This is a genomic window from Bradyrhizobium sp. S3.2.6, assembly GCF_040546885.1.
GTDB lineage: Bacteria > Pseudomonadota > Alphaproteobacteria > Rhizobiales > Xanthobacteraceae > Bradyrhizobium > Bradyrhizobium cytisi.
On record NZ_JBEPOS010000001.1, the window covers coordinates 909,921 to 933,346 of the forward strand.

Consider the following 23,426-nt stretch of genomic DNA (forward strand, 5'->3'; position numbering starts at 1 on the left):
TGGAAGGACAGGGGAGCTGTCTTACGAGCGTCGACGTCTCCGTTAACACTGCGCCACGGAATATCGAAGCCAACGCAGGGTTATCAATTGGTCCGGGGCCGCTTGGATCGAGACAGGAGACAGAAATGATCGGAACGATGATCAGGTTCGTTACTCTGGGAACGTTTGCGGCACTGCTGGCTTCCCCGGCATATGCCGCAGGAGGTGGTGGAGGGGGCGGTGGCGGAGGCGGCGGAGGCGGAGGCATGGATCCTTTTGCGAGCACCTATTCAGCTCCGAGCACAGCCCAACCGACCTATCCGAAGCGGCCGGGAACAAAGGCCACACAAAAGAACAGGAAACCCAACAACCAGTCCAGCATCGACGATCCCGCATTCGCGACCGGCTACCGCGTGGCTTATGACACCATCTACGAGCGCAATGACTATGCGAGCGCGATCGCGCAATTGAAATCGCTTGGCCATGACGACCATCCGAACGTCGCCAACCTCATCGGCTACTCCTACCGCAAGCTTGGCGACTACGAGCAGTCGCAGGTCTGGTACGAGCGCGCGCTGAAGGCGGATCCGAACCACGTCCTGACGTGGCAGTATTACGGGCTGTGGCAGCTCGAGCGAGGCAACCGCGAGCAGGCGCTCTATCATCTGAGCCGGATTGCAGCCATCTGCGGGACGGACTGCGAGGAGTACAAATCGTTGGCCACGGCGCTGGAGAAGCCGACCGGGACTGCGCTCGTCTATTAGAGAGCCGCGGTTCTTCTTGCGGCCAAGGTGACAAGCCGCCGGATTTTTTGCATTGTCCCGTTCGGGGGTGCGAACGGGACAATTGGATGCCGCTGGCGCGCGACAGGATCATCGGCCACGACCTCGAACGTCTGGCTTTCCGCTTCACCATGACGAATGACGGCGACGTCGTGCATTGCCAGATCAGCGATGCCGCGATGGACGAGCTTGCGGGCATGCAGGGTACCGAAAGCAGCGCCCGCCAGGCGCAGTTCATGTCGCTGCGCGAGACGATCGAGCGGTTGGCCTCAGAGCTTTACGACGAGGCACCGCGATTCAAGGGCTATGTGGTGCGGATTTTTACGCGGCATTTGGGAAGGTGAGGTCGCTTACTCCGGTGTCATCGCCCGCGAAGGCGGGCGATCCAGTACTCCGAGACCGTCGTGATTGAATCGATGGGCCGCGGAGTACTGGATGCCCCGCCTTCGCGGGCATGACAGCGGTGCTTGTGGCGATACTGTTCAATTCTCACTCGCACGGCTAGGCAGCTATCCCTCCAGCTTCTTCAGCAACAACTTCAGCGCCGTCGCCGCGAACAGCTGCATGTTGGCGAACCGGTCGCTGCTGCCCGTCTCCAGCGTCATCACCTCAGCTGCCGGCCCCGCGACCGCCATGCAGCTATGGCCGGCAGCGTCGCCATAGCGGTTGCCGGTGGGGCCGGCTGCGCCGGTCTCGGACAGGCCCCAGTCGGAGCTGAAGCGGCCGCGCATCTGTTCGGCCAGAAGTTTCGCGTAGGGCTCCGAGGAGGAACGAAAGCCCTTCATTCCTTCGTCCGAAATATCCATCAGTACGCGCCTGGCATCGCGGGTGTAGACCACTGCGCTGCCGAGGAAATAGGCAGAGGCGCCGGGCACCGCGAGCAGGCTCGCTGCGATCAGGCCGCCGGTCGAGGATTCCGCGACCGCAATGGTCTGCTTGCGCGCGACCAGTTTGCCTGCGACCTGTTCCGCAATGCCGACGAGCTCGTTCATCACTATCATCCCTTATTCCTTCGCAACCGAGCCCAGCCTTCCTAGCATATGACAGAAGCCTTGGCCGAGTTGCGGGCGGAGGGCAGGCCTGCTTGAATGGCGGACAAGGCGAAGCGGCCAAGCGCCGCCCGCGACAAGACACGACGAGGAAACGTGAGAAGAGAGGCGTCATGGCGTCCCTGATCGCCGGCGGGGTGGATTGCGACGTGCATCCGGCCGTGCCGCATCTGACCAGCCTGCTGCCGTACCTGAACGACTATTGGCGCGATCAGGTGACGACGCGCGGCATGGTCGATCTCGTCTCGCAATCCTACCCGAAAAACTCGCCGATCGTGGCGCGGCCCGATTGGCGTCCCGAGAATGGCAAGCCGGGCGAAAGCCTGGAGGACATGCAGCGGCATGTGCTCGATCCGTTCCGGCTGACGTATGCCATCTGCAACCCGCTTTACGGCGTGCAGATGGTGTTCTCGGAAGATTTGCAGGCCGCGTTCTGCCGCGCGCTGAACGAATGGCTCGCGAAGGAATGGCTCGATCGCGATTCCCGGCTGCGCGGCTCGATCGTGATCCCGACACAAAGCGTCGAGAAGGCAGTCGCCGAGATCGAGCGCTGCGCGCAGGACAAGCGCTTCGTGCAGGTGCTGATGCTGGTGATGGGCGACACGCCGCTCGGCAAGCGCGCGCTGTGGCCGATCTATGAGGCGGCGGAACGACACGACCTTCCGGTCGGGATCCACGCCGGTTCCGCCTATCACAATCCGCCGACCGCGGTGGGGTGGGGTTCCTATCACATCGAGGATTATGTCGGTCAGGCCCAGGCGTTTCAGACCCAGCTCACCAGCCTGATCGTCGAGGGCGTTTTCGCCAAATATCCGCGGCTGAAGATGGTGATGCTGGAGTCCGGCGTCTCCTGGATCTCGCCCTTTCTCTGGCGCCTGCACAAGTTCTGGCGCGGGGTACGGATGGAGACGCCCTGGGTCGATCGTGCGCCGCTGGAAATTGTGCGCAGCAACATCCGCTTCTCGTTACAGCCATTTGATGCGCCGCCGGACGAAGCGACATTAATTCGCCTGTTTGAGCATATGCAGTCCGACGAATTGGTCCTATTCTCCACCGACTATCCGCACTGGCAGTTCGATGGCCTGGACGCGCTGCCTCAAGGTCTGTCCCCCGATCTCGTGCGCAAGATCATGATCGACAATCCGCATGCAACCTATCCCCGCCTGACGTGAGCCCGCTGCCAAAGGAGGCAAGGCGATGAATATCCAGTTCCGCGAGAGCCTAGAGGCCGCTTCCCCCCCGACGACGAAGACCGCGATAGCCGACTGCGACATCCATCCGGCGCGCGCGACCCGGACCGAGCTCTATCCCTATCTGGCCAAACGCTGGCAGCATCACCTCGAGATCTACGGCGTTCATGCCTATCAGGGCATGATGGAAGGCCCGCCCTATCCGAAGGCGCAGCCCAATGCCTCGCGCCGCGATGCCTATCCGCCGGAGGGCGGCCCGCAGGGCTCCTCGCTGTCCTTCATGCAGAAGCAACTGCTCGATCCCAACAACGTGCAACTCGGCGTGCTCAATCCGCTCAATACCGGGCAAGGCATCCGCAATCACGACCTCTCGGCCGCGCTCTGCTCGGCCATCAACGACTGGCAGATCGACAAATGGACCAGCAAGGACAAGCGGCTGAAGGCGTCGATCGTCGTCGGCAATGAGGATGGCCTGTCGGCCGCTGCCGAGATTCGCGAGCGCGCCGGTGACAAGAACTTTGTGCAGGTGCTGCTGCTCAGCCGCAATGTCGAGCCGCTCGGTCAGCGCCGCTACTGGCCGATCTATCAGGCCGCGGAAGAGGCCGGCCTTCCTGTCGGCGTCCATGCCTTCGGCTTCGGCGGCAACCCGATCACGCCATCGGGCTGGCCGTCCTATTACATCGAGGAGATGGTGGGCCACTCGCAGTGCCAGCAATCGGCACTGGCCAGCCTCGTGCTGGAAGGCGTGTTCGAGCGCTTCCCGAAACTAAAGATGGTGATGATCGAAGCCGGCTTTGGCTGGGCACCGTCACTGGCCTGGCGGCTCGATAAGGCGTGGCAGCGGCTGCGCAGCGAGGTGCCGCACGTAAAACGGCCGCCGTCGGAATATATCCGCGAGCAGGTGTGGTGGACCACGCAGCCGATGGAAGATCCGGAGCGGCGCGAGGATCTGCTCGACGTCATCAACTGGCTCGGTTGGGACCGGCTGCTGTTCGCGACCGACTATCCGCATTGGGATTATGACGAGCCGTCGCGTGTCTTACCGGCGGGCGTCAGCGACACCAACCGCGAGGCGTTCTATCTGGGCAATGCCCGGAAGCTCTACGGAATCAGTTGATGGCGAGGCATGTGATTGCCGCGGTCGATGAGCTTCCGCCGGGCACGCGAAAATTCCTGGAGATCGAGGGACGGCCGATCGCGGTCTTCAACGTCAAGGGCGAGTATTTCGGCCTGATGAACCGCTGCCCGCATCAGGGCGCGGCGCTGTGCGAGGGCCCGCTGATCGGGCTCGCGCAGTCCAGGGATCCCGGCGAGATCGAATATACGAAACTCGGCGAGATCATCCGCTGCCCCTGGCACGGCTGGGAGTTCGACATCCGCACCGGCCAATCCTATTGCGACCCCCGCCGCTTCCGCGCGAAGGCCTATCCGGCCCATGTCGAGCCCGGTGCGAGCGTGGTGAAGGGGCCGTATGTCGCCGAGACGATCACGGTGAAGGTCGAGAGCGATTACGTGGTGGTGGAGCTGTAGCCCCCACTGTCATTCCGGGGCGGTCCGTAGGACCGAGCCCGGAATCCATCGTGCGTCAGGAATGCTCGGAGAAATGGATTCCGGGCTCGCGCTACGCGCGCCCCGGAATGACCATCAATGACCCGCCACCGGCTCCGCCGCCGTATCATACGTCGTCACCGCCTGGCGGCCGCCGCGATAGACGATCGACGCGGCAATGATACCAAGCGCGGCCGCAAACATCAGCCAAAGACCGGGCGATGCCTTGTTGCCGGTGTAGTCGATCAGCAAGGTCGAGGCGAACGGCGTGAAGGTACCGAACAGCGCGGCGGCGAGCGCGAAGGCGAGCGAGAAGCAGGTGGTGCGGACGTGTGCCGGCACGATCTCGACGAGAGCACCGAGCATCGTGCCGCTGTACATGCCGAAATAGAACGAGAACATCATCTCGACCGCGAGCAGCTTGCCGAAGGTCGGCGCCGCCACCAGCCAGCTCAGTGCCGGATAGGCGGTGAGCAGCGCCAGTGTGGCGATGCCGAGCAGCACCGGCTTGCGGCCGATCCGGTCGGACAGCGCGCCGCCGACCGGATTCCAGATGAAATTCGTGACTGCGACCAGCAACGTGACCAGCAGCGCATCCTGCGACGACAGCTTCAGCACGGTCTTGCCGAAGGTCGGCGTGTACACGGTGACGAAGTAGAACGTCGTCGTGGTCAGGACCGCGATCATCATGCCGAGGATGACGATGCGCCAGTTGGCGAGCGCGGAGGCGAACACCTCGTTCGCCGTCGGATGCTTCTTCATGGCGAGGAAGGCGGGCGTTTCCTCCAGCGTGCGCCGCAGGAAGAAGATCAGCGGAATGATCATGCAACCGACGAAGAAGGGAATGCGCCAGCCCCAGGCTGCGACCGTGTCAGCCGGCATCACCTCGGAGAGGAGATAGCCGAGGATCGACGCCACGAAGATCGCGACCTGCTGGCTCGAGGACTGGAACGAGGTGTAGAAGCCGCGGTTGCCGGGCGTGGAGATTTCCGCGAGGTAGACCGACACGCCGCCGAGCTCGACGCCGGCGGAGAAGCCCTGCAGCAGGCGTCCGACCAGGACGATCACAGGCGCTGCGATGCCGATCGTGGCGTAGCTCGGGCAGAATGCGATCACGACCGTGCCGATCGCCATGATAGCGAGCGTCACGATCAGGCCCTGACGGCGGCCGATGCGGTCGATGTAGGCGCCGAGCACGATCGCGCCGACCGGGCGCATCAGCGCGCCGAGCCAGAACACGCCAAAGGTGTTGAGCAGTGACGCGGTCTCGTTGGTGGAGGGGAAGAACGCCTTGCCGATCGCGGCGGCATAGAAGCCGAACAGGAAGAAGTCGAACTGTTCGAGGAAATTGCCGCTCGTTGCGCGCAGAATCGCGCCGATGCGCGATTTGATCTCGGGCGGATTGGTTGATGCTGCTGGTCCAGCCATTGACGTTACTCCCCTGGAAGACGTGGCCGGACCGGAACTCATTTTCACGGCAAGGCGACAGATCGTTGCTGTGACAATCTGTCTTACCCCATCTCGCGCGAGGCGTTGCGAGTCAACTGAATTTGCTGCGGAAGCTGATGATTTTTCAGGCTTTATTCTGCGTTGCAGCGATCATCCACTGGCGAAACGCGGCGAGCTTCGGCGCCTCGCGGCGGCCCTCCGGCGAGACCAGATAGAAGCCCGCATCCGCCGGCAGCGCGATCTTGAAGGGGACCACGAGCCGGCCCTTGGCGATGTCGTCGCTGACATAGGAGGTCCGCCCCATCGCCACGCCGATGCCGTCGATCGCGGCCTGGATGGTCATGAAGATCATGTCGAAGGTGATGCCGGGCTGCCTGGCGATGTCGGCCGGGAGGCCCGCCGCCGTCAGCCACAGCCGCCAGTCGTCGCTGTTGGCGTTGGATGTGTGCAGCAGGGGATAACCCCGCAAATCCTCCGGCTGGCGCAGCGGCTTGTCGCCGCGCAGCAGCGAGGGGCTGCACACCGGGAACAGCTCGTCCGCCATCAGCCAGTCGGCGCGCAGGCCCGGCCATTGGCCGCGGCCATAACGGATTGCGGCGTCGACATCGTCGCGCTGGAAATCGACGAGACTGGTCGAGGTGGTGATGTGCACGTCGATGCCGGGATGTGTCTCCTGGAAATCGGTCAGCCGCGGCAGCAGCCATTTTGCCGCCAGCGAGGCCAGTGTCGAGACCGTCAGCACCTTGTCGTCGTCCTTGCGCAGCAGCCGGTCGGTCGCAAGCCGGAGGTCGTTGAAGGCGGCGCGGACGCCGGGCAGGTAGTCGCGCGCCTCCGGCGTCAGCGCCAGCGCGCGGTTCTGCCGGATGAACAGGCGGATGCCGAGCTCGTCCTCGAGCCGGCGGATCTGATGGCTGATAGCGGTCTGTGTCACATTCAGCTCGCTTGCCGCCAGCGTGAAGCTGAGATGGCGCGCGGCGGCCTCAAACGCCCGCAATCCGTTCAGGGAGGGCAATCTGGCAGTCATTTGGCAGCATGATGCATGAGCTTATTTCATGCGAAGAGGTACAAATTGTCGTTTGTCGAAGCACGCGCGCAGGAGGATATTCGGTCCAAATTTAGCTCGAGGAGCTGAAAATGTCTACCTGCACTGACAATTCGATGACAAATCATCATGCGCCTGGGCTGCTCTACCAGATCGGCGAAACACTCCATGTCTGGCACGAGCGTTACCGGACCCGTCGCGAACTGAGCAACTGGACCGCCCGCGATCTCCACGACGTCGGCCTGTCCTGGAGCGATATCGCCTTTGAGGCTGAGAAACCCTTCTGGCGGGCCTGATAGGCCGCCAGGCCGGCGCCGCCTGATCACAGGGGCGCCGGCGGTCCCTCCTTCTCTAGGGCACGTGTCATGAGCACCCTCCGGCTTGAAGATCTGAAGCAATATTCGGACGTGCTGCGCACCCGGCAGGGCGACGCAATCAACGTGCGCTACGTCGAGCCGCGCGACACCGAGGAGCTCCAGCACTATTTCCGCTCGCTCTCGACCCGCTCCCGTTACAACCGTTTCTTCGGCGCGCTCAGCGAACTGCCGAAGGGGCTGCTGAATGACTTCCTTCAGGTCGGCGAGCGCGAACGATTTACCGTGGTCGCGACCAGGATGGTCGACGGCTTCGAGACCATCGTTGCCGAGGCGCGCTACGCCTTGCATGTCGAGACCTCGACGCTGGAGTTCGGCCTCTCGGTCGACGATCGCTGGCAGGGCCACGGCATTGCCACCGCGCTTCTGAAGAACCTCGAATGCCGCGCCGCCTCGCTTGGCGCCGAGCACATCTTCGGCGATACGCTGCGCTCCAACCAGACCATGATCTCGCTCGCGCGCAAATCCGGTTTCGCCTTCGTCAGTCATCCTGACGACTGGAAGCTGGTGCGTTTCGACAAGGAGATCCACGTCGCGCCGAAGGACATTCCCTGCGCCAGCTGGCGTCTCGCCGCACTTTCCCGTCAGGCCGATAGCCCCTCAGCCTCGGCCTGACACCACTCCGGGCCCGGCTCAAGTCAAATCTGAGCCGGGCTTTTTTTTGCCCCTCACGCAAAACGCGTCGCTGTGATTGAGGCGCCTACTTCCCCGTGAACACCGCCTTGCGCTTCTCGATGAACGCCTGCACCGCCTCCTTGTGATCGGCGGTCGTGGTGAGGCGGATCAGGCGCTCGGCCTCGTGATCGCGGGCGGTTTCGAAATCGAACAGCAGGGCCTCGTCGAGATTGTCCTTCATGTAGCGCAGCGCCAGCCGCGGACCTTCGGCGAGCGATTTTGCCAGGGCGAAGGCCTCGGCTTGCAGCTTGTCGTCAGGCACGACGCGGTTGACGAGGCCGATGGCCTCGGCGCGCGCGGCGTCGACGCGATCGCCGGTGAACAGCAGCTCGCGCGCCCGCGCGGTGCCGACCAGCCGCGTCAACAGCCAGGCGATGCCGTAATCGCCGGAAAGCGCGATGCGGGCATAGCCGGTGGCGACGAAGGCCGATTGTGCGGCGATGCGGACGTCGCAGGCCATAGCGAGCGCAAGCCCGGCGCCGACCGCGGGGCCAGGGAGTGCGGCGATGGTCGGCTTGCGCACCGACACCAGTGCTCCCGTGAGCAGCCGCTGCCGCTCCTGGAGATCGGCGACGCGGTCCTCAAGCGACATTTCCAGCTTTTTGGGATCACGATGCGCGCCCATGCCCTTGACGTCGCCGCCGGCACAGAAGGCTTCGCCGGCGCCGGTAATGAGCAGCGCGCCGACATCGGGGTTCTCGCCGCAGGTCCGGATCATCGTGCGCAGCGCCGGCGTCAGCGTGTCCGACAGCGAGTTGCGCGCCTCCGGCCGGTTCAGCGTAATGACGGCGACGCGGTCGCGAATGACGCAGAGCAGTTCACTGGTGCCGGTGTCGACGGTGGTTTCCGTGGTCATGGTCGCTCCCTACTCTTGTAGGGTGGGCAAAGCGAAGCGTGCCCACCATTTGTTGTTCTCGTTATCGATGGTGGGCACGGCGCTACGCGCCTTTGCCCACCCTACGGCAACTCGATTCAAAACTTCTCCACCCAGGGCCGCAGCTCCAGCTCCCAACTCCAGGCGCTGCGCGGCTGCTGCAGCACGTTCCAGTAGCTCTCCGCGATCGCATCGGGATCGAGCATCGAATCCGGCTTGTCGGCCGGCTCGGTGCGCGCAGCGCTCTTGATGCCGCCGTCGATGACGAAATGCGCGACATGGATGCCTTGCGGCGACAATTCGCGCGCCATGCTCTGCGCCAGCCCGCGCAGCGCGAACTTGCCCATCGCGAACGGAGCGGATTGCGCGTAGCCCTTGACGCTGGCCGAAGCACCGGTGAACAGGATCGCGCCATGCTTGCTTGGTACCATGCGCCTGGCCGCCTGCTGGGCCACCAGGAAGCCGCCATAGGCGCTGACCGCGATCGCATTCGCGACATCCGCCGGGACGAGATCGACAAAAGTGCCACGCGCGCGGCCAGAGGCATTGTAGACGACGAGATCCGGCGTGCCGATCTCGCGCTCGACCAGACCGAACAGGCGTTCGACCTCCTCAGGCTCGGTGGCGTTGCAGGCATAGGCCTTCGCGCCGGTCTGGCTGCAGAGCGCGCCTAACTTCTCGATCTTTCGCGCGGCAAGCGCGACGCGAATGCCTTGCGCGGACAGCAGCCGTGCCAGCGAGGCGCTCAGGCCTTCGCCGGCGCCGACGATGAGGGCGATCTTGTATTTCGGATGTTCCATGGCGTGATCTCTCGGGGACGGGACGCCGCTGATCTATGCATCCGCCGCGCGGACAACCAGCCGGCTCGATCACAATTCCGCAGAGCGAATTGCTCCTTCACGGCGATCATGCCTCCCTGACAATTTGCGGCTTTATCGCCTCTCGCGATGGGAGCATGATCGACATCATCCCAAGCGGCAAGCGATAAGAATTTGGCGCCGGGCGGAAACGAAGAGGACGATCATGCACAAGCCGGCCACAGCGCAGCCAAATAATGTCACGGCCGCACCACCCGGCCTGCTGGCGCCCGATACCACTGGCATGAATTTCTACCGCGCCGATCAGGCGCTGACGGACCTCCTGCGCATCCATTTGCCGGAGACGCTATTCCGCCACATCGAGCCGCATCTCGATCGCCTCGGTGAGCTCGCCGGCGGCCATCTCGACGATTGTGCGCGGCTCGCCGACCGACACACGCCGCTGCTGCACCAGCGCGACAAGTTCGGCCGCGACGTGCAGTGGATCGAATATCACCCGGCCTATCGCGAGCTGGAGAACGCTGCCTTCGGCGAATTCGGTATCCACGCGCTGTCGATCCGCAAGGGCATCATGGGCTGGCCGGACAAATATCCTGTGGTGGCCAAGCACGCCTTCACCTTCCTGTTCAACCAGGCCGAATTCGGCATGGGCTGCCCGATCAACGTCACGGACGGCTGTGCAAAGCTGCTGGCGAATTTCGGCAGCGACGCGCTGAAAGCAAAATATCTGGACGGCCTAACCTCGACCGACATGAGCAAGCTGACGCAAGGCGGCCAGTTCATGACCGAGAAGGAAGGCGGCTCCGATGTCGGCACGCTGACCACGCGCGCGGTGCAGGAGGGCGACCATTGGCGCCTCACCGGCGAAAAATGGTTCTGCTCGAATGCAGACGCGAAAGTCGTGATGCTGCTGGCGCGCCCCGAAGGCGCCGGCCCCGGCACGCGCGGTGTCGGCCTGTTCCTGATGCCGCGCTTCCTCGACGACGGCTCGCAGAACCACTACCGGATCGTGCGTCTCAAGGACAAGCTCGGCACCCGCTCGATGGCCTCCGGCGAGATCAAGCTCGAAGGCGCGATTGCGTACGCGGTCGGCAAGCTCGACCGCGGTTTTGTGCAGATGGCCGAGATGGTGAACTCGTCGCGGCTTTCAAACGGCGTTAAATCGGCCGCGCTGATGCGCCGCGCCTACCATGACGCGCTTGCCGTGGCGAAGAACCGCGTGGTGTTCGGCAACCGCATCATCGACCTGCCGCTCGGCCGACGGCAGATGCTGAAAATCATGCTGCCGGTCGAGCAGGCGCTGTCGATGAGCTTTCTCACCGCCGATGCGCTCGATCGTGCGGAAGCCGGCAGCCAGGATGCGGCGGCGCTGCTGCGCATTCTGACCCCGACCCTGAAATTCCGCGCTACGCGCGATGCGCGAAAAGTCTGTGGCGACGCGCTCGAGATGCGCGGCGGCATCGGCTATATCGAGGAATTCGCCACGCCGCGCCTGCTGCGCGATGCGCATCTCGGCTCCGTCTGGGAAGGCACCGGCAACATCGTCGCCATCGATGCGTTGAGGCGTGCCGTTGGCCGCCACGGCGCAGAATCCGCGCTGAATGCGGATCTGCACGCACGCCTCGACGATAGCGCCTCGGTGCCGCAGGCCTGGCGCGACAATTTGCGCGGCCTCGTCGAGCGCGCCGTCGGCTTCGCGCGCGAGGTCGCAGGCAAGTCAGAGAACGAGGCCGATGCGCGGCGCGCAACGAGCCTGCTCTATCACGTCGCAAGCGCCGTTGCGCTCGCCTGGGAGGCGCACCGCATCCACGACATGCGCGGCGACGCGCGCCGGCTGCTGCTGTCGCGGCTGGTGATCGACCATCGCGTCGTGCCGGGCGATCCGTTCCGGCTGACGGAAAATGCCACGCAGGCCAAGATCGCAGCACTTCTGCTCGGTGACCGCGACGCCGGCATGAGCGAGGTTGGCGAACTGGTTCTGGCAGCGTAGGCTGCGGGCCACGATCAAATCAAAAAACGCGATAGGGAGTGCTCGATGAAGGCCGCCGTCCTCCATGAAGTCAACAAGCCGCTGGTCATCGAGGATGTCAGCCTGCCGAAGCCCGGCCCACGCGAAGTTCTGATCCGCACGTCAGTCGCCGGGCTCTGCCACTCCGATCTGCACTTCATGGAAGGCCTCTACCCGCATCCGCTGCCCGCGGTGCTCGGACACGAGTCCGCCGGCATTGTCGAGCAGGTCGGCTCCGACGTCACCTATGTGAAGCCGGGCGACCACGTCGTCACGTGCCTATCCGTGTTCTGCGGCACCTGCGACAATTGCGCCACGGGGCGCACGGTGCTCTGCACTGACACCACGGTGAAGCTGCTGCCGGGCGTCTCCAATCGCATGCAATGGTCGAAGCCCGAGAAGCTGCACCAGTTCCTCAACCTCTCCTCCTTCGCCGAGCAGATGCTGGTGCACGAGAACGCGATCGTCAAAATCCGCAAGGAGATGCCGCTCGATCTCGCCGCGCTGATCGGCTGCGGTGTCATCACCGGCTACGGCGCGGTGGTGAACACGGCGAAGGTGACGGCCGGCGAAACCGTCGCCGTGATCGGCTGCGGCGGTGTCGGCATGGCCGCCATCAACGGTGCGCAGATCGCCGGTGCCGGCCGCATCATCGCCATCGACACCAATCCGGCAAAGCTCCAACTCGCGACCAAGCTCGGCGCCACCGACATCGTCAACCCCGCCGACGGCGACGTCGTGAAGCAGGTCCGCGACCTCACCAATGGCGGCGTCCATCATTCCTTCGAGGTGCTCGGCCGCAAGGAAACCGCGGAGCAGGCGTTCGGCATGCTCGCTTCCGGCGGCACCGCCACGATCGTCGGCATGATCCCGTTCGGCCAGAAGATCGAGCTGCACGGTTTTGACTTCCTGCGCGAACGCCGGATCCAGGGCTCGTCAATGGGCTCGAACCATTTCCGCGTCGACATGCCGCGTCTGGTCGATTTCTACCTGCGCGGCCGGCTGCATTTGGAAGACTGGATCTCGGCCAAGCTGAAGCTGTCCGAGATCAACGAGGGCTTTGCCAACATGAAAGCCGGCAAGACGCTGCGCAGCGTGATTGTGTTTGATAGCTAGCGCCGATTACGCTGTCATCGCCCGGCTTGACCGGGCGATCCAGTATTCCAGAGACCGTCGTTGCTAAACCGAGACGCCGCGGCGTACTGGATGCCCCGCCTTCGTGGGGCATGACGGCGGAGAGTGGGGCGGCGATGCGGGCCGCTCACCGCGACACGTGCGCAGACACCGCGAGCCACTTGCCGTTCTTCTTCGCCCAGCAATCGGTGTAGCGCCCGGTCGCCTGCTGACCATCCGCGGTGGTGTAGCTCGTTGCCGCGTGAATGATCGCGAAGTCGCCCATGATGCGAATGATGACGTCAAACGCATGCAGATCGCGGATCGCGACCGGCCGCGCGGTCTGCTCCAGGAAGCCGGTGCGGTCGACCAGCGTCTTGTCCGGATTGGAGCAGTAAAACTCCGGCGCCAGGATCTCGTCGAAGCGTTTGACGTCGCAGTTCTGCACAGATGCGACATAGTCACGGTTGAGTGCGGTGAGCTGTTCGAGGTCCTGGCTCATGATATTTATCCGTCCTCAGTTATCTACTCCGTCATTGCGAGAGCAGCGAAGCAATCCAGAAATGTTTCCGCAGATGCGGACGGGATTGCTTCGTCGCAAGGGCTCCTCGCAATGACGCGGCGGCATCAATCATCAAACATCTTCGGCGGCACGAACCCGCCGAACTCGCGCTCGATCAGCTCGGCCAGCTTCAGCGGCGTGCGGTCCTCGAGCCATGGGCCGACGATCTGGACGCCGACCGGCAGCCCATCCGGCGCGAAGCCGGTCGGGATCGCGGTCGAGGGCAGGCCGGGCAGCGTGGCGATGCCGGGCCAGGCGAGCTGGTCGGGATAGACGTGCTCCTTGCCGTCGATTGTGATGCGGCGGGTTTCCTGATCCGGCGAATGGTCGTGGGGATAGGCGGCGGTCGGCATCACCGGACAGATCACGGCGTCGAACGTCTTGAACAGCTCGCGCCATTGCGCGCGCAACCGGGTGCGTCCGCCGTTCGCCATCTGCCAGTCGCGATGGCTGAGTGCGATGCCGCGCAGCCGCTCGGCGGCGAGGCTGTTGTCGCCCTCGGGCAGCGCGGCTGCCGCCGCCTTGGCGCCGGCATAGATGTCGGGCGCAAAACTTGCGGCGAGGAACGACATCAGCATGCGCATATAGAGCCGCGTCGAGGCCGCAAAATCCGGCAGCAGCGGACTGCTGCGTTCGATCTTGACGCCTGATTTGGCGAGGTTATCGGCGAGCGTGTTGATGGTGCCGCGCACGGCGGTGCCGGTCGGCAGCACCGGATCGGTGTCGATCACCAGCACGCGGAAATCCCTGAAGGCGATGTGCCGTGCCGCCGGCAATTCGAGCCGATAGGCGAAGCCTGCATCGATCGGATCGGGCCCGGCCATCACGTCGAGCACCAGCGACAGATCGGCGGCGCTGCGTGCCATCGGGCCGATCACCGAGAGGTCACGCTCGAATGGCAACGGTGGCAGCGGCGGCGGCGTGTGGCCACGCATGGCGACGAGGTTGAAGGTCGGCTTGTGTGCGTAGACGCCGCAATGGAAGGCCGGCACGCGCAGCGAGCCGCCGATATCGGAGCCGATGGAGAGCGGGCCGTAGCCTGCGGCGAGGGCCGCCGAGGAGCCGCCGGACGAACCGCCCGGCGTGCGGCCGAGATCGTAGGGGTTGTTGGTGGTGCCGTAGATGTCGTTGTAGCTTTGCCAGTCGCCGAGGCCGAGCGGCACGTTGGTCTTGCCGACGATGACAGTGCCAGCGTCCTTCACCCGCGTCACCGGCAGCGCGTCTTCCTTGGCAATGAAGTCCTTCTGCGCGGGAATGCCCCAGGTCGTCGGCAGGCCGGCGATGTTGTAGGATTCCTTCACCGTCATCGGCAGGCCGAGCAGCGGCTTGCGCTCGCCGCGAGCCAGGGCCGCATCCGCATCACGCGCGGCGCTCAGCGCGCGCTCGAAATCGCGGACGCAGATCGCGTTGACCTTGCCGTCGTGCCGTTCGATGCGGTCGATCGCGTCCTGCGTGAGCTCGACGGCGGAGACCTTCTTCGCCGCCAATGCGGCCGACAGCTCGACCGCGCTCTTGTAACTCCATTCCGATTTCGCCACGACATGCTCCTGCGCTTCACTGAAGGGATGATGCGCAGTTTGGCCGAACGCCGCAACCGCCGTTTGATCGCGATTGCCATGCGAGGGAATGCCGAGGCTGCTATGCCGCCCCGATCAAGATCCCCACCGCCAGCACGATGGCGCCGCCGAGCACGATCTGGAATACGGCCTGGAGGAACGGCGTATCCATGTAGCGCGCGCGGATGAAGGCGATCGCCCAGAGTTCGAAGAACACGACGATGCCGGCGATCGCGGTCGCGATCCAGAATGCGTTGGGCCATGCGTCCGGCACGAGATAGGGCATGGTATGACCGAGCCCGCCGAGCGTCGTCATCGCGCCGCAGGTGATGCCGCGCAGCCAGGGCGAGCCCCGGCCCGTCAGCGAGCCGTCGTCGGACAGCGCTTCGGCAAATCCCATGCTGATGCCGGCGCCGATCGAGGCGGCGAGGCCAACCAGGAACGTCTGCCAGTTCTGGTGCGTGGCGAAGGCCGCCGCGAACAGCGGCGCCAGCGTCGAGACCGAGCCGTCCATCAAGCCGGCGAGGCCCGGCTGCACATATTGCAGCACGAACATCCGCCGCCGCGTGCGGTCTTCCTCGGCGCGCACGCCGGGCTTGAGGATCTGGTCCGCCAGCTTTGCCGCGGTCTCTTCATGACCTTTCTCGGCTTCGGCGAGATCGCCGAGCAGGCGGCGCACCCCGGTATCCTGCGCCTGTTCGGCCGCCTTCACGTAAAACCGCTCGGCCTGCATCTCCATGGTCTCGACCTCCTTGCGGATGGTGTCGAGCGAGAGGTTCTTGGTGAGCCAGACTGGGCGGCGGCGCAGGAATCCCTTGACGTCCTCGCGGCGGATCGGAGGCAAATGAGGACCGAAGCGCTGCTCGTACATCTCCAGCAGCATGTGGCGATGGCCGCGCTCCTCTTCCGCCATCTCCTCGAAGATCTTGGCCGTATCCGGATAGCGTTCCCGGAGATCCTCGGCGAAGGACATGTAAATGCGGCTGTCCTCCTCCTCTGAGGAGATCGCGACCGCAAGCACCTCGCGCTCGGTCAGATCGGCAAAATTCTTCACGCGGCCTGTCCCATTAGTTTAGAACTATTCTAAACTATATAATGCGACGCGGTTCCCGGGTCAAATCATGCGGCGCGGGCCTTTTCGAGGAAGTCGAGCAGCAGCCGGCTGACCTCGGCGGGCTGCTCCTGCTGCACCCAATGGCCGGCACCGTCGACGAGATGGCAACCGAGCATCTTCGTGCAGCCGCGCCCCTGCATTGCCTCGAACACGCCGGGGCGCTGATAAGTGCCCCAATCCTGCTTGCCCGAGATGAAGCACGCGGGCACGTCGATCCTGCGGCCCGAGAACAGCTGCATCTCGTTGTTGAGCAAGCCTGACGTGCCGTAGCGATACCATTGCAGGCCGCCCTGGAATCCGGTGCGGGCATATTCGGCGCTGTAATAGGCGAGGTCGCTGTCTGGCAGCCATTGATTGGCGGCGATCGCGGCCGGCGACGGCATCTCCTTCGCGACCGTCTCGGCCATGGTCTCACCGAGGTTCATCACGTAATAGGTCGGCAGCTTGGCAAGCTCGCCTGCCGACCATGATTTCAGCGGATATGGCTTGTTGTCGATCCAGTCCGCGCTCTTGTGATGATAATAGGCGCGCAGAAAATCATGCACGCCTTGCGGCGCGTGCTGCATGTCGGCGTTGGCGGCGCGCGTCGCATAGTACCATTGATAGTGGATGCGCGGGCGCGGCAGCCCGGCGAGTTCGCGATGCACGGGATCTTCGACCGGTGGCTTCGCGGGACCATCGACCGTGTTGAACGGCAACGCCGGCGCTCCGCCGAACGGCGCGCTCATCAACGTCACCGAACGAAACACGTCGGGCCGGATCAGCGCGCACCACGCCGCGACCGGGCTGCCGAAATCGTGTCCGGCGAGATCGACCTGCCTGTAGCCGAACGCCGACACCAGGGCGAGCGCATCTTGGACGAGGTTGAGAAGAGAGAATGGGGTGAGATCGCCGTCGTAATCCGCGGTCCACCCGGTCGTGCGGCCATAGCCGCGCTGGTCGGGCGCGAGCACGTGATAGCCGGCCTCGCTGAGCGCCGGCATCACCTTGCGCCAGGAGAACGCGAGCTCGGGAAACCCGTGCAGCAGCAGGATGCAGGGACGGCCCCTGGTCTCGAAGCCAGCCTCGAGCACATGCATCCGCAAGCCGTTGATGCCGTCGACATATCGCGAGCGGATGCCGGCGGGGAGGGGAATGTCGGGAAGTGCTGTCATTGCTTTCTCCACGCGGGTGGAATCGTAGAGTGGGCAAAGGCGCGCACTTCGCGCGCCGTGCTCACCATTCCCTGGCGCATTTGGCATGGTGGGCACGCTTTGCCCACCATACGGCGTCAGCCCAATCACACCGCCGCACACACGAAGCCGCTACCCTTGCGCCTGATCTTCCCCACCGACGGCGAGGGAAAATGCGCGGTGCAGCACAGCGTCTCGGTGTCGCAATAGCGTTCCAGGAAGCTTCGCCGCGTCGTGGCCGCCTTGGCCGGATCGACGTCGAACTTGATCGACAGCTCCGGATAGAGTGTCTGCAGCGGCGAGTGCATGAGATCGCCGGAGAATACCGCGTCGTCCCTGCCGCGGCCCATCGCGACGGCGATGTGGCCGGGCGTATGGCCCGGCGTCGGCACGATGCGGACGTGATCGCCGATCTGGTGATCGTTGCTGACCAGCTCGTGGCGCTTGGCCTCGACCACCGGCAGCACGCTGTCGGCAAAGGGCGGAATCTCCGTCTTCGCATTCTCCGCGAACCAATGGTCGTATTCCTGCTTGGCGAACACATAGCGCGCTTTGGGGAACGTCGGCACCCAGCGGCCGTTCTCCAGCCGCGTATTCCAGCCGACGTGGTCGACATGCAGATGCGTGCACATCACGAAGTCGATGTCGTCGACGGAGACGCCCGCCGCGGCGAGCCCGCGTTGATAGTTGTCGTCGGTCTTCATGTTCCATGCCGGCCGCTGTGGCCGCGGCTTGTCGTTGCCGATGCAGCTGTCGACCAGAATGGTGTGATGCGGCGTCTTGATCACGTAAGACTGGAAACACAGGATCAGCGTGTCCCGGTCGTCGAGCGCCTTGGCTTGCCGCATCCACGCCCGGTTCTCGGCCAGCACCTCCGGCGTCAGGCCGGGCATGAAGTCCAGCGCCGGGAAGAAGGGCGCTTCCTGCTCGATGACGCGATGGATGGTGAGATCGCCGACGGTGAATTTCAGGCTCATGCTCGCTTCCCTTGTTCGCTTCCCTTATTCGTTTCTCTTGCACTCAGCGTGCGTCGCGCACGGATGGAATGACGATGTTGGAGAGGATGTCGATCGCGGCGAGCCCTTCCTTGGGCTGGCCGTATTGGGCAGCGGTGGTCATCATGACGAGATCTAGCTCGGGCACGATGAAGATGCGCTGGCCGCCCCAGCCGAAGGCGGCAACCCATTTGATTTCCTTGCTGCCGGCCAGCGAGCGGCCCATCCACCATTGATAGCCGTAGAACAGCGTGCCGCCGAAATAGCCGATCGCCTGGAAGCGCGGCGTGATCGATTGCGCGATCCAGTCGGCCGAGACAACTTGTTGGCCGTTCCACTGGCCGCGATTGAGCACGAGCTGGCCGATCTTCGCCGCATCGCGCGGCCGCAAGCGCAGGCCCGCGGCCGCTGCAATCTTGCCGTTCTTATAGGCCTTCCACTCGAGATCGGTGATCCCAAGCGGCTGGAACAGCACCTCGCGGGCAAACGCCTCCAGCGGCTTGCCCGAGACGCGCTCGAGGATGTTGCCGAGCAGTTCAGTCCCGCCGCCATTATAGGTCCAGAGCACATCCGGCGGTGCAGCGACCGGCCTTGCGAGCACATAGCCGATCGGATCGGCTTCAAACGTGAGATGCGGCTCGTCGTTGTTCGGATCGGTCCAGGCCCGCGCTTCGTCCCATTTCATCCCCGAGGACATCGTCAGCAGATGGCGCAGCTTAATGGCCTCCCAGCCCGGCTGCTTCATCGCCTGACGGTCGGGGAAGAATTTGAGCACAGGTTCATCAACGCCTTCGATCAGCTTGCGATCGATCGCAATGCCGACGAGCGTCGAAACGACACTCTTCGATGCCGAACGCATGTCGTGCTTCGTCGTCGCGGTGAATTCGTGCTGGCCTTCCGTTTGCCCCCAGGGTTGGTCGTAGCCGGGGAAATACTGCTCGAAGACGAGCTTGCCGTGGCGCACGACGACAACCGAATGGACCGAGGTCGCGCGTTGTTTGAGCCGTGCAGCGATGCCGCAGAGTTGCGCGCCATCCATGCCGAGACTGTCGGGCGAGGCGATCTCCCAGCCATCGTCGATCGATGACGGCGCTCCACAGGCTTGGCCTTGTTGTCCAGGCTCGGCCCGTAGATTGGTGGCTGAGATGGAGAGCGCGAGCACAAGGCCCGCGCCGAGAATTGTGAACCGGGAGAATTGATCGCGCATCGTCATTCTCCAGGCATATCCCGCTACGCCGCTGGCGGCACCGAGATCTTCACCGACGGCCGCTCCAGCATCTTCTGATGGAAGGCATCGAGCTTCGGATAGGCCTTGCGCCAGCCGCAATCGGCGAAGCGGAAGTCGGCGTAGCCGAGCACGCAAACGAGGCCGATCTGCGAGATGTCGAACGGGCCGTTCAGCACGTCAGGCATGTTCTCGAAACGCGCCATGCCGGTCCAGGCCCGGTTCCAGTGATCGTCCGACCACGCCTGCCATTGCAGGCCCTGCGGCCGCACCATCTTCTCGTAGCGGCACAGCAGCATGGAATCGAGCATGCCGTTGATCAGCGAGTGATTGGTCTTGGCCTTCCAGCGCCGCGGACCGTAATCCGGGATCAGGCTGCCGCCGGCCATCTCGTTGAGATATTCGACGATGACATAGGAATCCAGGATGACGTCGCCGTCATCAGTGATCAGCACCGGCAGCTTCTTCAGCGGCGTGATGCGCGAATAGTCCTCGTTGGCCGTGCCGGGCGCGACCGTTGCGGGCGTGAATTCGATCTTGTCGATCAGCCCAAGCTCGATCGCAGCAATGCGCACCTTGCGGGCGAACGGCGAGGCGGCGGAGAAGGAGAGTTTCATCGGAAATGTCCTACGGGAGACCGGCAATTGGTTTCCGTCATTGCGAGCGAAGCGAAGCAATCCAGACTGCTTCCTCGGAGACAGCCTGGATTGCTTCGTCGCTTCGCTCCTCGCAATGACGGTATGGCGACGGCGCGGCTTACGCCGCAACGATCTCCTGGCGCTGCTCGCCGAGGCCTTCGATGCCGAGCGTGATGACGTCGCCGACATTGAGGAAGGTCGGCGGCTTCATGCCGAGGCCGACGCCGGGCGGGGTGCCTGTCGTGATGATGTCGCCCGGCAGCAGCGTCATGAACTGCGAGACATAGGAGATGCACTTGGCCATCGAGAAGATCATGGTCTTGGTCGAGCCGGCCTGGCGCCGCTGGCCGTTGACGTCGAGCCACATCGACAGGTTCTGCACGTCCTTGATCTCGTCCTTGGTGGCGAGCCAGGGACCGACCGGGCCGAACGTGTCGTGCGACTTGCCCTTGGTCCACTGACCCAGGCGCTCGGTCTGGAAGTTGCGCTCGGAGACGTCGTTGCAGACGCAATAGCCGGCGACGTGGTTCAGTGCATCGGCTTCCGAGACGTATTTTGCCCGGGTACCGATGATCGCGGCGATCTCGACTTCCCAGTCGAGCTTGGTCGAGCCGCGCGGCTTCTCGACCTTATCGTTCGGACCGGACAGCGAGGTGTTGGCCTTCATGAAGATGATCGGCTCGCTCGGAATGGCGGCGCCGGTCTCCTTGGCGTGGTCGCTGTAGTTGAGGCCGATCGCGACGAACTTCGAGATGCCGGTGACGGGCGCGCCGAACCGCGGCTTGCCCGAGACGGCGGGCAGCGAGGCGGGATCGATGGCGGCGAGCTTCTGCAGCGACTCTGGCGAATAGGCCTCGCCGGTCAGGTCCTTCACATGCGCCGACAGGTCGCGCAACTGGCCGGATTTGTCGATCAGGCCGGGCTTTTCCGCACCCTTCTCGCCGTAACGAACAAGCTTCATTCTCGTTTCTCCCTTGGGATGGACTGATCGGTTAAATAGCTTCATGGAACAGCGCGGCGGGAAATTCAACCGCTCAAAACGGGGCGCATTGCAGCCCCTCAATTCGGGTGATCGTAGGGTGGGGCAAAGGCGCGAAGCGCCGTGCCCACCAATTCTTTCGCTGATGCGAGTTTCCGCCATCAGGCGCAATGGATCATCTGGAGCGGTGCGGCGTTATCGCGGAACCCAGGACGAGCCAAAGGGGAGCCCATGCCAGAGCTTGCCATTTCCGCCGAGAAGGTCGCCTTCATCATCGAAAAGGCCCGCGAATTCGACGTCAAGGAGGCGGATACCGATCCGGATTCGGGCTCGAACCCGACCGATGACGACGCAGTCGACGTCCTGAAGGACAACGGCTCCGATCCGGTCCGCAACGAGCTCGGCGGCTTCATGATTGCCTTGAACGAGGACGAGCAGCTCGATCTCGTCGCGCTGACCTGGCTCGGTCGCGGCGACGGCGCGATCGATGATTGGGACGATTTGCGCGCCCGTGCTGTGGAGGCACGGTCCGAGTATCGCAGCCCGCGCCGTGAAACGGTGCAATACCTGCTCGGCGAGCCGATGCTGGGCGATCTGCTCGCCGACGGGCTCGACGCATTCGGCATCGACTGGACCGACGAGCAGCTCACCGCAGATTCCTCTGATCCCAGCGAGCGGGACGAGGACGAGATCACCAAACGGCGGTGATGATCCTCGATAACACATGACTCGCGCTTGGGCGCTGAAGCTCCCGCATCGTCATGGCTGGACTCTCCCCACTATCGCAGGCGAGATGACCGCTCTCACAGCGTTCCCGGGAACGCACCACCATCGAGCAGAATGTTCTGGCCGGTGATGAAGCCGGCCTTGGCGCCGCAAAGGAAGGCGCAGGCATAGCCGAACTCGTCGGGCTGGCCGAAGCGGCCGGCCGGGTTGAGCTTGGCGCGCTCGGCCAGGACCTGCTCGGGCGTCGTGCCGCGCTTGTCGGCCTCGGCCTTCGCGGTGCCGGTCAGGCGATCGGTCTCGAACGGGCCCGGCAGCAGGCCGTTGATGGTGACGTTGTTGATCACGGTCTTGCGCGACAGGCCGGCGATGAAGCCGGTGAGGCCGGCGCGCGCGCCGTTGGAGAGGCCGAGGATGTCGATCGGCGCCTTCACCGCGGCCGAGGTGATGTTGACGATGCGGCCGAACTTGCGCGCCATCATGCCGTCGACGGTCGACTTGATCAGCTCGATCGGCGTGAGCATGTTGGCGTCGATCGCCTTGATCCAGTCGTCGCGGGTCCAGTTGCGGAAATCGCCGGGCGGCGGGCCGCCGGCATTGTTGATGAGAATGTCCGGCTCGGGGCAGGCCTTCAGCACGGCTTCGCGCCCCGCAGGCGTCGTGATGTCGCCGACGATCTCGGTGACCTTCACGGCGGGATAGGCCTTGCGGATGTCGTCGGCCGTCTTCTTCAGCGCCTCGGCGCCGCGCGCGGTCAGCGTGACGTCAACGCCGGCTTCGGCCAGCGAGATGGCGCAAGCGCGCCCCAGGCCCTTGCTGGATGCGCAGACGATGGCGCGGCGACCTTTGATCCCAAGATCCACTGTTTCACTCCCGTAATGTCAGGCAGGTTTTTGGACGGGCGGCACTCTAGCCAAGAGTGATGCCGCTGATAAGGGACGTGCCCGCATCAAAATGCATGGCGCGGGCTGCGGCGATGCAAACGGGCATGATCCGGAAAAGTGTGTAGCGGTTTTCCGAAAAGATCATGCCCAAACAGTCAGATGCGCCGCTCCTGCTTGAGGCGGTCGATCGCGGCGGCGGCCTCCGGCGGCAGCGACTTGAAGCCCATCTGCCCGACCGCCGAGAACAGCGGCCGCAGATGCGAGCCGGCCAGGAAGGGCGGCTGGCGGTTGGCCGGCACGATCTGGTCGAACACCAGCACCAGCGTGGTGGCGACAAGGCCGACCCGGACGGCGCCGAGCGCGGCGCCGCCGAGGCGGTCGCCGATGCCGGCGTCGCCGACCGTGTCCTCAAGCACGAAACGGCCGATATATCCGAGCAACATGCCGACCACCAGAAAGATGCCGAACAACCAGATCCAGTTCTGGAATTGCGGCGCATTCGGATTGCCCGTGATCTGCGGCGCGATCATCGGCATCAGCGAAACCGCGATGGGGGCCGCCAGGAGATAGGCGAGAATGGTCATGGCGCTGCGGAGCAAGCCGGTCCTGAAGCCAAAGCCGATCGCGAGTGCGAGCGCCGCATAGACCGCGAAATCGAAGCTATTCATGAGCGCAAC

General features: G+C 64.1%; 25 protein-coding genes. 10 read left to right on the plus strand and 15 right to left on the minus strand.

From position 1 onward, the window contains the following. The first annotated feature begins 125 nt into the window (after positions 1 to 125). Together ABID58_RS04170 and ABID58_RS04175 are read left to right on the plus strand one after the other, a co-directional pair. A complete protein-coding gene (locus ABID58_RS04170; RefSeq protein WP_148755008.1) occupies positions 126 to 743 on the plus strand; it encodes a tetratricopeptide repeat protein in 618 nt (205 codons plus the stop codon). An 86-nt stretch (positions 744 to 829) separates the two neighbouring features. Next, the gene (locus ABID58_RS04175; RefSeq protein WP_187435295.1) at positions 830 to 1,105 is read left to right on the plus strand and encodes a DUF1488 family protein; all 276 of its coding nucleotides are present in this window, start codon (positions 830 to 832) and stop codon (positions 1,103 to 1,105) included. Positions 1,106 to 1,270: 165 nt separating this feature from the next. Here ABID58_RS04175 and ABID58_RS04180 read toward each other — a convergent pair whose 3' ends face one another. After that, positions 1,271 to 1,753 carry a CinA family protein gene (locus tag ABID58_RS04180; RefSeq protein WP_354031629.1) on the minus strand — a complete coding sequence of 161 codons (483 nt, stop codon included), beginning with the start codon at positions 1,751 to 1,753 and terminating at the stop codon, positions 1,271 to 1,273. A gap of 170 nt (positions 1,754 to 1,923) precedes the next feature. On the opposite strand from ABID58_RS04180, the gene ABID58_RS04185 reads away from it, so the two are divergent. The 3 genes from ABID58_RS04185 to ABID58_RS04195 are packed head-to-tail and all read left to right on the plus strand — an operon-like array spanning position 1,924 to position 4,530. Next, positions 1,924 to 2,982, plus strand: a complete 1,059-nt coding sequence (locus tag ABID58_RS04185; RefSeq protein WP_148755013.1) for an amidohydrolase family protein — start codon at positions 1,924 to 1,926, stop codon at positions 2,980 to 2,982. A gap of 25 nt (positions 2,983 to 3,007) precedes the next feature. Next, complete coding sequence (locus ABID58_RS04190) at positions 3,008 to 4,117, plus strand: amidohydrolase family protein (RefSeq protein WP_148755014.1); 1,110 nt, start codon at positions 3,008 to 3,010, stop codon at positions 4,115 to 4,117. After that, a complete protein-coding gene (locus tag ABID58_RS04195) occupies positions 4,117 to 4,530 on the plus strand; it encodes a Rieske (2Fe-2S) protein (RefSeq protein WP_148755016.1) in 414 nt (137 codons plus the stop codon). The genes ABID58_RS04190 and ABID58_RS04195 overlap by 1 nt, the downstream gene beginning before the upstream one ends. A 114-nt stretch (positions 4,531 to 4,644) precedes the next feature. Here the strand turns inward: ABID58_RS04195 and ABID58_RS04200 are convergent, their stop codons facing one another. Continuing rightward, positions 4,645 to 5,976, minus strand: a complete 1,332-nt coding sequence (locus ABID58_RS04200; protein WP_148755017.1) for an MFS transporter — start codon at positions 5,974 to 5,976, stop codon at positions 4,645 to 4,647. Positions 5,977 to 6,121: 145 nt separating this feature from the next. Further along, positions 6,122 to 7,021 carry a transcriptional regulator GcvA gene (locus tag ABID58_RS04205; protein ID WP_354031630.1) on the minus strand — a complete coding sequence of 300 codons (900 nt, stop codon included), beginning with the start codon at positions 7,019 to 7,021 and terminating at the stop codon, positions 6,122 to 6,124. A gap of 110 nt (positions 7,022 to 7,131) precedes the next feature. Between ABID58_RS04205 and ABID58_RS04210 the strand changes: the two genes are divergently transcribed. Both ABID58_RS04210 and ABID58_RS04215 read left to right on the plus strand, forming a co-directional pair. After that, on the plus strand, positions 7,132 to 7,335 hold the full coding sequence (locus tag ABID58_RS04210) for a DUF1127 domain-containing protein (protein WP_148755021.1): 204 nt from the start codon (positions 7,132 to 7,134) through the stop codon (positions 7,333 to 7,335). 69 nt (positions 7,336 to 7,404) lie between these two features. Continuing rightward, positions 7,405 to 8,028, plus strand: a complete 624-nt coding sequence (locus ABID58_RS04215) for a GNAT family N-acetyltransferase (RefSeq protein WP_354031631.1) — start codon at positions 7,405 to 7,407, stop codon at positions 8,026 to 8,028. An 85-nt stretch (positions 8,029 to 8,113) separates the two neighbouring features. On the opposite strand, the gene ABID58_RS04220 is transcribed toward ABID58_RS04215, so the two are convergent. Together ABID58_RS04220 and ABID58_RS04225 are read right to left on the minus strand one after the other, a co-directional pair. Further along, positions 8,114 to 8,944: an enoyl-CoA hydratase gene (locus ABID58_RS04220; protein ID WP_354031632.1), complete on the minus strand. Its 831-nt coding sequence runs from the start codon at positions 8,942 to 8,944 to the stop codon at positions 8,114 to 8,116. Between the two features lie 116 nt (positions 8,945 to 9,060). Continuing rightward, positions 9,061 to 9,762 (minus strand): SDR family NAD(P)-dependent oxidoreductase, encoded by a 702-nt coding sequence (locus tag ABID58_RS04225; protein ID WP_148755025.1) that lies wholly within the window; start codon positions 9,760 to 9,762, stop codon positions 9,061 to 9,063. Positions 9,763 to 9,985: 223 nt separating this feature from the next. On the opposite strand from ABID58_RS04225, the gene ABID58_RS04230 reads away from it, so the two are divergent. Together ABID58_RS04230 and ABID58_RS04235 are read left to right on the plus strand one after the other, a co-directional pair. Then, the gene (locus tag ABID58_RS04230) at positions 9,986 to 11,770 is read left to right on the plus strand and encodes an acyl-CoA dehydrogenase family protein (protein WP_354031633.1); all 1,785 of its coding nucleotides are present in this window, start codon (positions 9,986 to 9,988) and stop codon (positions 11,768 to 11,770) included. Between the two features lie 45 nt (positions 11,771 to 11,815). Then, positions 11,816 to 12,904 (plus strand): Zn-dependent alcohol dehydrogenase, encoded by a 1,089-nt coding sequence (locus ABID58_RS04235; protein ID WP_148755028.1) that lies wholly within the window; start codon positions 11,816 to 11,818, stop codon positions 12,902 to 12,904. A 145-nt stretch (positions 12,905 to 13,049) separates the two neighbouring features. On the opposite strand, the gene ABID58_RS04240 is transcribed toward ABID58_RS04235, so the two are convergent. From ABID58_RS04240 to ABID58_RS04275, 8 genes are all read right to left on the minus strand, one after another. Then, positions 13,050 to 13,403 carry a nuclear transport factor 2 family protein gene (locus ABID58_RS04240; protein ID WP_354031634.1) on the minus strand — a complete coding sequence of 118 codons (354 nt, stop codon included), beginning with the start codon at positions 13,401 to 13,403 and terminating at the stop codon, positions 13,050 to 13,052. A 125-nt stretch (positions 13,404 to 13,528) separates the two neighbouring features. Next, positions 13,529 to 15,001 (minus strand): amidase, encoded by a 1,473-nt coding sequence (locus ABID58_RS04245; protein WP_354031635.1) that lies wholly within the window; start codon positions 14,999 to 15,001, stop codon positions 13,529 to 13,531. Positions 15,002 to 15,101: 100 nt separating this feature from the next. Continuing rightward, positions 15,102 to 16,073: an iron exporter MbfA gene (gene mbfA / locus ABID58_RS04250; protein WP_148755054.1), complete on the minus strand. Its 972-nt coding sequence runs from the start codon at positions 16,071 to 16,073 to the stop codon at positions 15,102 to 15,104. A gap of 65 nt (positions 16,074 to 16,138) precedes the next feature. After that, positions 16,139 to 17,287, minus strand: coding sequence for an alpha/beta hydrolase (locus ABID58_RS04255; RefSeq protein ID WP_354031636.1), 1,149 nt, complete (start codon positions 17,285 to 17,287; stop codon positions 16,139 to 16,141). Positions 17,288 to 17,412: 125 nt separating this feature from the next. After that, a complete protein-coding gene (locus tag ABID58_RS04260; RefSeq protein WP_354031637.1) occupies positions 17,413 to 18,282 on the minus strand; it encodes an MBL fold metallo-hydrolase in 870 nt (289 codons plus the stop codon). A gap of 43 nt (positions 18,283 to 18,325) precedes the next feature. Continuing rightward, positions 18,326 to 19,507 (minus strand): serine hydrolase domain-containing protein, encoded by a 1,182-nt coding sequence (locus tag ABID58_RS04265; protein ID WP_354031638.1) that lies wholly within the window; start codon positions 19,505 to 19,507, stop codon positions 18,326 to 18,328. A gap of 23 nt (positions 19,508 to 19,530) precedes the next feature. Next, complete coding sequence (locus tag ABID58_RS04270; protein WP_354031639.1) at positions 19,531 to 20,142, minus strand: glutathione S-transferase family protein; 612 nt, start codon at positions 20,140 to 20,142, stop codon at positions 19,531 to 19,533. A gap of 139 nt (positions 20,143 to 20,281) precedes the next feature. Continuing rightward, on the minus strand, positions 20,282 to 21,124 hold the full coding sequence (locus tag ABID58_RS04275; protein WP_354031640.1) for a fumarylacetoacetate hydrolase family protein: 843 nt from the start codon (positions 21,122 to 21,124) through the stop codon (positions 20,282 to 20,284). A 249-nt stretch (positions 21,125 to 21,373) separates the two neighbouring features. On the opposite strand from ABID58_RS04275, the gene ABID58_RS04280 reads away from it, so the two are divergent. Continuing rightward, a complete protein-coding gene (locus tag ABID58_RS04280; RefSeq protein ID WP_148755036.1) occupies positions 21,374 to 21,850 on the plus strand; it encodes a DUF3775 domain-containing protein in 477 nt (158 codons plus the stop codon). Positions 21,851 to 21,945: 95 nt separating this feature from the next. Here ABID58_RS04280 and ABID58_RS04285 read toward each other — a convergent pair whose 3' ends face one another. Together ABID58_RS04285 and ABID58_RS04290 are read right to left on the minus strand one after the other, a co-directional pair. Then, positions 21,946 to 22,728, minus strand: a complete 783-nt coding sequence (locus ABID58_RS04285; RefSeq protein WP_354031641.1) for an SDR family oxidoreductase — start codon at positions 22,726 to 22,728, stop codon at positions 21,946 to 21,948. 176 nt (positions 22,729 to 22,904) lie between these two features. Then, the gene (locus tag ABID58_RS04290; RefSeq protein WP_148755038.1) at positions 22,905 to 23,417 is read right to left on the minus strand and encodes a CvpA family protein; all 513 of its coding nucleotides are present in this window, start codon (positions 23,415 to 23,417) and stop codon (positions 22,905 to 22,907) included. Positions 23,418 to 23,426: the final 9 nt, after the last annotated feature.

Bases quoted from the DNA above. Each gene is read 5' to 3' on its own strand.
- ABID58_RS04190 (WP_148755014.1), top strand. From the start codon at position 3,008: ATGAATATCCAGTTCCGCGAGAGCCTAGAGGCCGCTTCCCCCCCGACG.
- ABID58_RS04170 (WP_148755008.1), top strand. From the start codon at position 126: ATGATCGGAACGATGATCAGGTTCGTTACTCTGGGAACGTTTGCGGCA.
- ABID58_RS04290 (WP_148755038.1), bottom strand. From the start codon at position 23,417: ATGAATAGCTTCGATTTCGCGGTCTATGCGGCGCTCGCACTCGCGATC.
- ABID58_RS04205 (WP_354031630.1), bottom strand. From the start codon at position 7,021: ATGACTGCCAGATTGCCCTCCCTGAACGGATTGCGGGCGTTTGAGGCC.
- ABID58_RS04230 (WP_354031633.1), top strand. From the start codon at position 9,986: ATGCACAAGCCGGCCACAGCGCAGCCAAATAATGTCACGGCCGCACCA.
- ABID58_RS04260 (WP_354031637.1), bottom strand. From the start codon at position 18,282: ATGAGCCTGAAATTCACCGTCGGCGATCTCACCATCCATCGCGTCATC.
- ABID58_RS04215 (WP_354031631.1), top strand. From the start codon at position 7,405: ATGAGCACCCTCCGGCTTGAAGATCTGAAGCAATATTCGGACGTGCTG.
- ABID58_RS04275 (WP_354031640.1), bottom strand. From the start codon at position 21,124: ATGAAGCTTGTTCGTTACGGCGAGAAGGGTGCGGAAAAGCCCGGCCTG.
- ABID58_RS04270 (WP_354031639.1), bottom strand. From the start codon at position 20,142: ATGAAACTCTCCTTCTCCGCCGCCTCGCCGTTCGCCCGCAAGGTGCGC.
- ABID58_RS04255 (WP_354031636.1), bottom strand. From the start codon at position 17,287: ATGACAGCACTTCCCGACATTCCCCTCCCCGCCGGCATCCGCTCGCGA.
- ABID58_RS04210 (WP_148755021.1), top strand. From the start codon at position 7,132: ATGTCTACCTGCACTGACAATTCGATGACAAATCATCATGCGCCTGGG.
- ABID58_RS04240 (WP_354031634.1), bottom strand. From the start codon at position 13,403: ATGAGCCAGGACCTCGAACAGCTCACCGCACTCAACCGTGACTATGTC.
- ABID58_RS04195 (WP_148755016.1), top strand. From the start codon at position 4,117: ATGGCGAGGCATGTGATTGCCGCGGTCGATGAGCTTCCGCCGGGCACG.
- ABID58_RS04225 (WP_148755025.1), bottom strand. From the start codon at position 9,762: ATGGAACATCCGAAATACAAGATCGCCCTCATCGTCGGCGCCGGCGAA.
- ABID58_RS04280 (WP_148755036.1), top strand. From the start codon at position 21,374: ATGCCAGAGCTTGCCATTTCCGCCGAGAAGGTCGCCTTCATCATCGAA.
- ABID58_RS04175 (WP_187435295.1), top strand. From the start codon at position 830: ATGCCGCTGGCGCGCGACAGGATCATCGGCCACGACCTCGAACGTCTG.
- ABID58_RS04220 (WP_354031632.1), bottom strand. From the start codon at position 8,944: ATGACCACGGAAACCACCGTCGACACCGGCACCAGTGAACTGCTCTGC.
- ABID58_RS04265 (WP_354031638.1), bottom strand. From the start codon at position 19,507: ATGCGCGATCAATTCTCCCGGTTCACAATTCTCGGCGCGGGCCTTGTG.
- ABID58_RS04185 (WP_148755013.1), top strand. From the start codon at position 1,924: ATGGCGTCCCTGATCGCCGGCGGGGTGGATTGCGACGTGCATCCGGCC.
- ABID58_RS04200 (WP_148755017.1), bottom strand. From the start codon at position 5,976: ATGGCTGGACCAGCAGCATCAACCAATCCGCCCGAGATCAAATCGCGC.
- ABID58_RS04180 (WP_354031629.1), bottom strand. From the start codon at position 1,753: ATGAACGAGCTCGTCGGCATTGCGGAACAGGTCGCAGGCAAACTGGTC.
- ABID58_RS04235 (WP_148755028.1), top strand. From the start codon at position 11,816: ATGAAGGCCGCCGTCCTCCATGAAGTCAACAAGCCGCTGGTCATCGAG.